Origin of the sequence: uncultured Oscillibacter sp. (assembly GCF_900546705.1) — a bacterium.
In the GTDB taxonomy this organism is placed as follows: Bacteria; Bacillota; Clostridia; order Oscillospirales; family Oscillospiraceae; genus Oscillibacter.
The window spans coordinates 1-9,518 of record NZ_URDP01000056.1; the positions used below are offsets into that span (position 1 = coordinate 1).

Here is a 9,518-nt window from a genome sequence, read left to right on the forward strand (position 1 = left end):
GGGGAACTTCCGCCACGGAGCCGCCGCCGTCCCAGATGACGATGCCGCCGCCCAGGGCAGCCACCCGGTTGGCTGCCGCGGCCATGTCCGCTTCGTTGGTGCCCACCACAATGATATTGTGGGAGTCGTGGGAGACGGAGGTGGCCACGGCGCCGGACTTGAGGCCGTAGCCCTGCAAGTAGCCGATGCCGATGTGGTGGGTGTTCTTGTGACGCTCCACCACGGCAATTTTCAAAACGTCGTACTCCACGTCGATCCGGTCGGAGTAGCCGGCGTCCACCGTGGTGATTTCGCCGCCTACCATGCCGATGATGCCCCGGGGACGGGTCTCCTCAAAGTCCGCAGCGGACAGAGTGGGCAGATGGAAGGTGTGGCGGGCCCGGTCCACCAGATAGGGCTCGATGGACGGAGCGGGGAAGTCCCGCACCACGCCGTTTTCCACCATCAGCACGCCCTTTTTGTATACCTTCTCAATATTGAAGTCCCGGAAGTTGTCGATGATGACGAAGTCACCCAGATAGCCGGGGGCGATGGCGCCCCGGTTGTTGAGCAGGAAGTAACGGGCGGCATTGTGGCAGGCAACCTTGACGGCGGTGATGGGGTCGGCGCCCAGAGCAATGGCCCGCTTGACCAGATAGTCGATATGTCCCTTTTCCAGCAGATCATTGGGGTGCTTGTCGTCGGTGCAGAACATGCACCGCTCGGCGTACTTGTCACACAGCAGCGGCGCCAATGCGTCCAGATTGCGGGCGGCGGTGCCCTCCCGGATCATGATGAACTGCCCTCGCTGGAGCTTGGCGATGGCATCGTTGAGATCGTGGCACTCATGGTCGGAGTAGACGCCGGCGGCGATGTAGGCATTGAGGTCATTGCCCAGCAGGTCGGGGGCGTGGCCGTCGATTTTTTTGTGGTGGGCCTGGGCGGCCACAATCTTCTCCACCGGCAAATCATCTCCGGCGATGATGCCCACAAAATTCATCATCTCCGCCAGACCCTGAACCCGGGGGTGGTCGTAGAAGGAGTCCAGACTGCGATAGTCCAGCACCGCGCCGGACTCGTCCAGCGGAGTGGCCGGCACGCAGGAGGGCAGCATGAACCGCACGTCCACCGGCAGGTCCTCCGTGGCCTGGAGCATGTACTCAATGCCGTCGGTGCCCATGACGTTGGCGATCTCATGTGGGTCGGTCACCACGGTGGTGGTGCCGTGGGGCAGCACCGCCTTGACAAACTCCGTAGGGGAGACCAGGGAGCTTTCCAGGTGGATATGAGCATCCAGGAAGCCGGGCAGCACGATTTTTCCGGCGCAGTCCACCTCCTCCGTGCCGCTGTATTCACCCATGCCAACGATGAGCCCCTCTGCCACGGCGATATCCCCCTGGCAGATCTCGTTGGAGAACACATTGACGTAGGATGCGTTTTTCAGTACCAGATCCGCAGGCTCCCGTCCGGCTGCGGCATTGATGATGCGGCGCTTTTTCAGCAGCTTGCGGTTGATCTTTCCGGCATAGCTCTCTGTCATGGGACATACCTCCTGCTTGAAATTATATATTCTAATGTTTGCCATAAATAAAACAGATATCGCCCGGGATTGCCCTGAGTATACGCCAAATGCGCACGTTTGTCCACAGAAAAAACAAAAAATTTCCGGATGAAGGAGCTGCCGGGGACAGGCCGACAACTGCGGCCGTCCCGGCAGAGAAGAAAGAGGAAAAACAATATTCGATTGGTGATGGCGTCGCTGAGGACATCCTGACAGCGGCGGCTGAAACCATATAGCCGCCCACCTCCGCGCTTCTCAGAAGGCCGGCCGCCCAGATCAGGGGGGCGGGACGGTTTTGCACGCTGAAATTATTAGCAAAATCTGTATGGGCGCCCGGAGGGACAGGCAGCGGTACTGTATTGAAATTGCAGTCGGGATGGGGTATAATACAGCCACTTTGTCGATCACGGGGGGAGTCCATGAAGCAACGCCGTTTTTCCCTCAACGCCGTACAGAATCTGGCGCTGAGTTTTGCTTGTATCATCCTGTTGGGCGGCCTTTTGCTGACGCTGCCCATCGCATCCCGCTCGGGCCAGCCGCTTCCGTTTCTGGACGCGCTGTTCACCTCTGCGTCGGCCACCTGTGTCACGGGACTGGTGCTCTACGATACCTGGACGCAGTTCACATTGTTCGGCCAGGTGGTGATTTTGCTGCTGATCCAGGTGGGCGGCCTGAGCTTTATGACGGTGACCATCTTCATCTCCATGCTGCTGGGCCGCCGGATTGGGCTGCACAGCCGGGCGGTGCTGATGGACACGGTGGGTGCGTTGCAGATGGCCGGCATCGTGCGGCTTACCCGCCGGATTCTGAAGGTGACAGCGGTGTGCGAGGGCCTGGGGGCTTTGGCTCTGCTGTTCTGGTTCTGCCCCCGGTACGGGCTGCGAGGTATCTGGATGTCCGTATTCCATGCGGTGTCGGCATTCTGCAACGCCGGATTTGATCTGCTGGGTACCGGCACGTCCCTGACCACGGCGGCCGGGGAGCCGCTTTTGAACATTGTGCTCATGCTGCTGATTATTTCCGGCGGCCTGGGCTTTCTGGTCTGGGACGATATTCTGACCCACAAGTTCCGCTTTTCCAAATGGCGCCTCCACAGCAAGGTGGCCTTTACCGGTACACTGGCGGCGCTGGTGCTGGGCACGGCGGCGTTTTACATTCTGGAGGGGGACTATGCCTTTGCCGGAGTACCGTCGTCCCAGAAGCTGCTCATGGCGGCGTTTCAGTCCGTGACGCCCCGTACCGCCGGCTTCAATACGGCGGATCTGATGGCACTGAGCGAGAGCGGCAAACTTCTGACCATGATTCTTATGTTCATCGGCGCCGGTTCCGGCTCCACCGGCGGCGGCATCAAGATCAACACCTTTGCCGTGCTGGTGCTCAGCGCGCTGGCCCGGGTGCGCCGCCGGGAGGATGTGGAGCTGTTTGGCCGGAGACTGGACAGCGGGGATATTTACAAGGCATTCTCGGTGGTCAGCATGTATTTTATGACCTGCATGGCCGGCTGCATGGTGCTCTGTCTGGATGGGATCTCCATGGACGGGGCGCTGTTTGAGTCCCTGTCCGCCATGGGTACGGTGGGACTGACGCTGGGCGTGACGCCTACGCTGCCCACGGCCAGCAAGATTGTGGTGACGCTGATGATGTTCGCCGGACGGGTGGGCAGCATGACTGTGCTGATGGCCATGGTGCGTGACCGGCCCGCGGCCAAGCTGCGGAAAATTCCGGAGAAAATTCTGATCGGTTGAGAGGAGAGAATCCATGAAATCCTTTTTGGTAATTGGTCTTGGCCGCTTCGGCAACCACCTGACGGCCCGGCTGGTAGAGCTGGGCAATGAGGTCATGGTGGTGGACCAGGACGAAGAGCGTGTATCCAAGATGGCCTCCGTTGCCACGGCGGCCTGCGTGGGCGACTGCCAGGACGAGCAGGTACTCGCGTCATTGGGGGTGCGGAATTTCGATGTGTGCTTCGTCTGCGTACGGGACGATTTCCAGACCTCCCTGGAGGTAACGGCTACATTGAAGGAACTGGGCGCCAAGTGCGTGGTGGCCCGGGCGGACCGGGAAAAGCAGATCAAATTCCTCAAGAAGATCGGCGCAGACTATGTGATCCACACGGAGATGGATATGGCCCGCCGGGTGGCCATGCGGTTTTCCGCCCAAAACGCCTTCGAGTATATTGAGCTGACGCCCAAATACGCCATCGTCGAGATCGAGACGCCCCGGGAGTGGGAGGGGAAAACCGTAACGGAGGTGGATGTCCGCCGCCGCTACAATGTCAACATTCTGGGGCTGAAGACCGGCGATGAGATCGTCCCGCTTCTGGACCCGGAGTATCGCTTCCAGGAGGATGCCCATCTGCTGATCGCGGGGGACAAGAATTCCAGCCTGCTTTTGATGAATAAGGTCTGAGTGCCGCGCTGACGCGGAAAAGCCGTCCGGGAAAACCGGGCGGCTTTGTTGTCAAACGGGGAAAAGCATGCTAAACTTGGGGGAAGGAAAAAGGGGGAGTCCCATGAAACGCTGTTTTATTTTTGCTGCGGGCACATTTTACGGCCTGCGCCGCCGGCCCGGCGCGGACGGCGACCTGGTGATCGCCGCGGATGCGGGATACCGGATCTGTCAGCAGGAGGGCATTGTGCCCGATGTGATCCTGGGGGATTTTGACTCCATGGAAGCGCCCGGAGAGGGCGAAGCGGTGGTCCGTCTGCCGGTGGAAAAAGACGATACGGATACGCTGGCTGCGGTGAAGCTGGGGCTGGAGCGGGGCTGCACGGAGTTTTACCTCTACGGAGGCACCGGCGGCAAGCGCCTGGACCACACGCTGGCCAATCTGCAAACGCTGCTGTACCTGCGCCGCCGGGGCGCCCGGGGCTTTTTACAGGACGACGAGTTCGTCTGGACGGTGATCGAGAACGAGTCCATCACGGTGGAACGAACGGTGGAGTGGGGGCTGCTGTCCGTTTTCTGCCTGGGAGACCGGGCGGAGGGCATCTGCGAGCGGGGGGTCCAGTATCCGCTGGAGGACGCGGGCCTTACCCCGGAGTTTCCTCTGGGCGTCAGCAACCACATCCTGGAGGAGAGGGCTTTCGTGAGCGTCCGGAACGGCGCGCTGGTGGTAGGCTGGCAGCTTCCACCGCTATCCTGAAGATAGAATAGCGAACTGCACAAAGCGCGGTTGCAGATTTTCAATTTATATTGTATAATTGATCGATAGAAAGGTTGACCTTTCCGAAAACAATCTGAACAGACCGTGGGACCAGGGTTGGGCACGGCGAGGAGGAGATTCCATGGCGACTTTTACCGTGAACGGCCGAACCGTGAGTGTTGAGAAGAACCAGAAGCTGTTGCGCTATCTGCGGGATACCCTGCGTCTGACCAGCGTCAAGGACGGATGCAGCGAGGGCGCCTGCGGCACTTGTACGGTACTCATTGACGGAAAGCCCACCAAGGCGTGTGTGCCGCAGACCGACAAACTGGAGGGAAAATCCGTCCTGACGGTGGAGGGCCTCAGTGACTTTGAAAAGGACGTCTACACCTATGCTTTCGGCACCGCCGGCGCGGTCCAGTGCGGCTTCTGCATCCCGGGTATGGTCATGTGCGCCAAGGCGCTCTTAGACCAAAATCCCGCGCCCAGCCGGGAGGAGGCGGCCTTTGCCATCCGCAACAACATCTGCCGCTGCACCGGCTATGTGAAGATCATCGACGCCATTTTGCTGGCGGCGGAGGTGTTCCGGGCAGGAGCGGTGCCCCCGGCGCCCCAGGACTGGTCTTTGGGCCAGCGGGTGCCCCGGGTGGACGTGGAGGAGAAGGTTACCGGCACGGGCATCTATCCCGATGACATCTACCTGGACGGCATGATCTACGGCAGCGCCGTCCGCAGCAAATACCCCCGCGCCCGGGTGCTGGCCATCCACACGGAGGAGGCCAGGGCACTGCCGGGCGTGGTGGGGGTCTATACTGCCGCCGATATCCCGGGGCAGAACAAGGTGGGCCACCTGATGAAGGACTGGGACACCATGATCGCCGTGGGGGACATCACCCATTATCTGGGGGACGCGATCTGCCTGGTGGCCGCTGAGACACCGGAGATTTTGCAGCGGGCCAAGGAACTGGTGCGGGTGGATTATGAAGAGCTGTCCATGGTCCGCAGCCCCAGGGAGGCCATGGCGCCGGACGCGCCGCAGGTGCACCGCTCCGGCAACCTGCTGGCCCACAAGCACATCCAGCGGGGCGATCCCAAGGCTGCCATCGAGCGGTCCAGCCATGTGCTCAAGCGGCACTTCTCCACCCCCTGGACGGAGCATGCCTTTCTGGAGCCGGAGTGCGCCGTGGCGTATCCGGACGGTGACGGAGTCATGGTGCTCTCCACGGACCAGGGCGCCTATGACACCCAGCATGAGATCATGGGGATGCTGGGCCTGGGGGCCGACAAGGTGAAGGTGCAGAACCAGCTGGTGGGCGGCGGCTTCGGCGGCAAGGAGGACGTGACGGTCCAGCACCATGCTGCCCTGATCGCCTATCTTGCCAAGCGGCCGGTGAAGGTGAAGCTCACCCGGGCCGAGAGCATTCTCATTCATCCCAAGCGCCACCCCATGGATATGGAGTTTACCCTGGGCTGCGATGAAAACGGCATCATCCAGGGCGTAGTGGCCACCGTTACCGCCGATACCGGCGCCTACGCATCGCTGGGTGGACCGGTTCTGGAGCGGGCCTGCACCCACGCGGCCGGGCCCTACAACTATCAGAATTTCGAGATCGACGGCTATGCCTGGTATACCAACAACCCGCCGGCCGGCGCTTTCCGGGGCTTCGGCGTGACTCAGACGTGCTTTTGCATCGAGTCCCTGCTCAACGAGATGGCGGACGTGGTGGGCATCACCCCCTGGGAGATCCGCTATCGCAACGCCATCCGTCCGGGGCAGGAGCTGCCCAACGGCCAGATCGTGGACGCGTCCACGGGCCTTGTGGAGACGCTGGAGGCCGTGAAGCCCTATGTGGACGGAGCCAAGTATGTGGGCCTGGCCTGCGCCATGAAAAATGCCGGCGTAGGCGTGGGCATCCCGGATACGGGCCGGTGCCGCCTGGTGATCGAGGGCGGCAAGGTACACATTTTCGCCGGTGCCTCCTGCATCGGGCAGGGCCTGGGCACAGTGCTGACCCAGATGGTCTGCACCCAGACCGGCATTGCCCGGGACAATGTGGTCTACGAGCGGTCCAACACCTACTGCGCACCCGACTCCGGCACTACCTCCGGTTCCCGCCAGACACTCTTTACCGGCGAGGCCTGCCGCCGCGCCTGTACGGATCTGGTGGAGGCTATGAAGGAAAAGGCCTTGACAGAACTTGAGGGACAGGAGTTTTACGGCGAGTATCTTGGAAAGACCGACCCCCTGGGCGCACCGGTGCCAAACCCTGTGAGCCATGTGGCTTACGGCTATGCCACCCAGGTTTGCATCCTGAACGACGAGGGCAGGGTGGAGCGGATCGTGGCTGCCCACGATGTGGGCAAAGCCGTCAACCCCACCTCCGTGGAGGGGCAGATCGAAGGCGGCGTCATCATGTCCCTGGGCTTTGCCCTGACAGAGCGGTATCCGCTTACGGATTGCAAACCCACCGCAAAATTTGGTACACTGGGACTGTTCCGGGCCAACCAGATCCCGGAGGTCACGCCCATTATCGTGGAGAAGCCCGGGCTGAACGTGGCCTGCGGTGCCATCGGCATCGGAGAGATTACCTCCATCCCCACGGCGCCTGCTATTGCCGACGCCTATTTCCGCTTTGACGGCATCCGCCGCACGTCGCTGCCTCTGGAGGGCACGCCGTACAGCCGCAAATAAAAAAAGCCGCCGCGGCGTTTTTCGCCGCGGCAGTGCTGATTGACCGGTTTTTACGATTCTTCCTCCCGGCGGAGGGCTTCCATGGCCTGGACGGTATCCACGTCGGTCAGTTCCCGCTCCGGTACCTCCAACAGTGTGAGAAGCTCCGGGTGGAGCCGGATGACGGCGCTGCCGCCCCGGTCGCCTGTCAGCCGCAGCAGCTCGGGAAACAGCCGGGCGGGGAATACGCAGGGGTTGCCCCGGACACCGTCATGGCCCAGGGCCGCGATCTTGTCCGGTGACCGGCGCCACAGTTCGGCCAACGCAGCTACGCTCTCCCGCCGGAGAAGCGGCTGGTCGCAGACCAGGAACATGACGCCGTCCAGATCCCGCAGCTGAGTCAATCCCAGGGCAATGGTATGGCTGGCACCCAGCTCCGGGCGGTGGTTGAAGACGGCGGCAAAGTGAAATTCCGCCGCGAGGCGCATGATTTCCGGATAGGCAGTGACCACCACGACCCGCTCCAGCTGCTCCGCGGGAACGGATTCCATGGCCCGCACGATGAGGCTCCGTCCCTCCAGGGCGGCGGAGAGCTTGTTTTCCCCGTATCGCCGGGCGCTGCCGGCGGCCATGAGCACACAGCCCAGGGCTTGGTTGTGTTCCATGCAGAATTCCCCCTTTCCTGTTTTCTGATTACAGTATATCCGCATTTGTGCCGCTCAGTCAACGCAGATGTGAACCATTTCGCCAGAAGGAGGCATGTCCCATGAGTAAAAGTGTGGGAAAAAGCGCCATCCGGGTGGACGCCTATGACAAGGCGACCGGCCGGGCAAAGTACACGGATGATCTTTGCGATTCCTCCGCACTGATCGTCAAGATCTGCCACGCCACCATCGCCCACGGCTATGTCAAATCCATCGACACCGCCGCCGCCGAGGCCATTCCCGGCGTGGTGCGGGTACTGACGTGCTTTGATGTACCGGATCTCCCGTTCCCCACGGCGGGGCATCCCTGGTCTACGGACCCTGCCCATCAGGACGTGGCGGACCGGCTGCTGCTCAACCGACACGTGCGCTATTACGGCGACGAGGTGGCGGTGGTCATTGCCGAGGATGAGGTGGCTGCCGTTCAGGGCGTTCGGGCGCTGAAGGTGGAGTATGAGGAGCTGCCCTTTGTGCTGGATGTGCAGAAGGCCATGGAGCCGGATGCGCCCCAGCTTCACAAGGAGTTTCCCGGCAACATCCTGGCCCACACGGACATCCGCAAGGGCGACTACCAGTCCGCCATTCAGGAGCCGGGCCTCATCCGGGTGGAGGGCTGGTACGATACCCCCACCGTCCAGCACTGCCACATTGAAAACCACGGCTGCTTTTCCTATATGGAGGCGGGGCGCGTAGTGGTGGTTTCCTCCACCCAGATCCCCCATATTGTGCGCCGGATCGTGGGACAGGCCCTGGGCATCCCCTGGGGCAAGGTACGGCTCATCAAGCCCTACATCGGCGGCGGCTTCGGCAATAAGCAGGACGCGCTGTACGAGCCTCTTTGCGCCTGGTGCTGCACCAAGGTGGGCGGACGGCTGGTGAAGCTGGAATGCAGCCGTGAGGAGACGTTCGTCTCCAATCGCGTCCGCCATGCCATCCGTACCCACATCATCTCCTGGGTGCGGCCGGACGGAACCCTGGTGGCCCGGAAGTTCGAGGCGTTTTCCAACCAGGGCGCCTATGCCTCCCACGGCCACGGTGTGGTGGCCAAGGGCATGGGAGCGTTCCCCCAGCTCTATCCCTGTGACAATCTGGAGTGCGACTGCTGGAGCGTGTACACAAACCGCCCGGCCGCCGGTGCCATGCGGGGCTACGGTATTCCCCAGGCCATGTTCGCAGGGGAGAGCCATATCGACGACATCTGCGCGGCCATCGGCATGACGCCGCTGGAGTTCCGCCGCAGGAACCTGATGCCTATGGGCTACCGGGACGATTTCTCCAAAAACGAGCTGTACACCGATACGTTCAACCAGTGCATGGACAAGGGTATGGCGGCCATCGACTACCTGCGCAAATTCCAGGAATATCAGCATCAGACCGGCCCCGTGCGCCGGGGTATCGGACTGGCGGTGTTCTGGTACAATACCGCCGTGTGGCCCATCTCCCTGGAGTCCTCCTCCT

At 61.7% G+C, this 9,518-nt stretch carries 7 protein-coding genes; 5 read left to right on the top strand and 2 right to left on the bottom strand.

Annotated features, from left to right (window positions below; genetic code table 11):
• The coding region (ade, locus tag QZS13_RS09460; protein WP_295588314.1) for an adenine deaminase at nt 1-1,519 on the bottom strand (1,519 nt) is incomplete at its 3' end.
• A 440-nt stretch (nt 1,520-1,959) separates the two neighbouring features.
• Between ade and QZS13_RS09465 the strand changes: the two genes are divergently transcribed.
• The 4 genes from QZS13_RS09465 to xdh all read left to right on the top strand — a co-directional run bounded on the left by QZS13_RS09465 (nt 1,960) and on the right by xdh (nt 7,377).
• Nucleotides 1,960-3,285 carry a TrkH family potassium uptake protein gene (locus QZS13_RS09465; RefSeq protein WP_295588318.1) on the top strand — a complete coding sequence of 442 codons (1,326 nt, stop codon included), beginning with the start codon at nt 1,960-1,962 and terminating at the stop codon, nt 3,283-3,285.
• A 13-nt stretch (nt 3,286-3,298) separates the two neighbouring features.
• The gene (locus QZS13_RS09470) at nt 3,299-3,949 is read left to right on the top strand and encodes a TrkA family potassium uptake protein (protein ID WP_295588321.1); all 651 of its coding nucleotides are present in this window, start codon (nt 3,299-3,301) and stop codon (nt 3,947-3,949) included.
• A gap of 103 nt (nt 3,950-4,052) precedes the next feature.
• On the top strand, nt 4,053-4,685 hold the full coding sequence (locus QZS13_RS09475) for a thiamine diphosphokinase (RefSeq protein ID WP_295588323.1): 633 nt from the start codon (nt 4,053-4,055) through the stop codon (nt 4,683-4,685).
• A gap of 142 nt (nt 4,686-4,827) precedes the next feature.
• Nucleotides 4,828-7,377, top strand: coding sequence for a selenium-dependent xanthine dehydrogenase (gene xdh, locus QZS13_RS09480; protein ID WP_295588325.1), 2,550 nt, complete (start codon nt 4,828-4,830; stop codon nt 7,375-7,377).
• Nucleotides 7,378-7,427: 50 nt separating this feature from the next.
• Here the strand turns inward: xdh and QZS13_RS09485 are convergent, their stop codons facing one another.
• A complete protein-coding gene (locus QZS13_RS09485; RefSeq protein ID WP_295588327.1) occupies nt 7,428-8,021 on the bottom strand; it encodes a nucleotidyltransferase family protein in 594 nt (197 codons plus the stop codon).
• 101 nt (nt 8,022-8,122) lie between these two features.
• Here QZS13_RS09485 and QZS13_RS09490 point away from each other — a divergent pair.
• A partial coding sequence (locus tag QZS13_RS09490) for a molybdopterin cofactor-binding domain-containing protein (RefSeq protein WP_295588331.1) occupies nt 8,123-9,518 on the top strand: 1,396 nt, incomplete at its 3' end.

Bases quoted from the DNA above. Each gene is read 5' to 3' on its own strand.
- QZS13_RS09465 (WP_295588318.1), top strand. From the start codon at position 1,960: ATGAAGCAACGCCGTTTTTCCCTCAACGCCGTACAGAATCTGGCGCTG.
- QZS13_RS09470 (WP_295588321.1), top strand. From the start codon at position 3,299: ATGAAATCCTTTTTGGTAATTGGTCTTGGCCGCTTCGGCAACCACCTG.
- QZS13_RS09475 (WP_295588323.1), top strand. From the start codon at position 4,053: ATGAAACGCTGTTTTATTTTTGCTGCGGGCACATTTTACGGCCTGCGC.
- xdh (WP_295588325.1), top strand. From the start codon at position 4,828: ATGGCGACTTTTACCGTGAACGGCCGAACCGTGAGTGTTGAGAAGAAC.
- QZS13_RS09485 (WP_295588327.1), bottom strand. From the start codon at position 8,021: ATGGAACACAACCAAGCCCTGGGCTGTGTGCTCATGGCCGCCGGCAGC.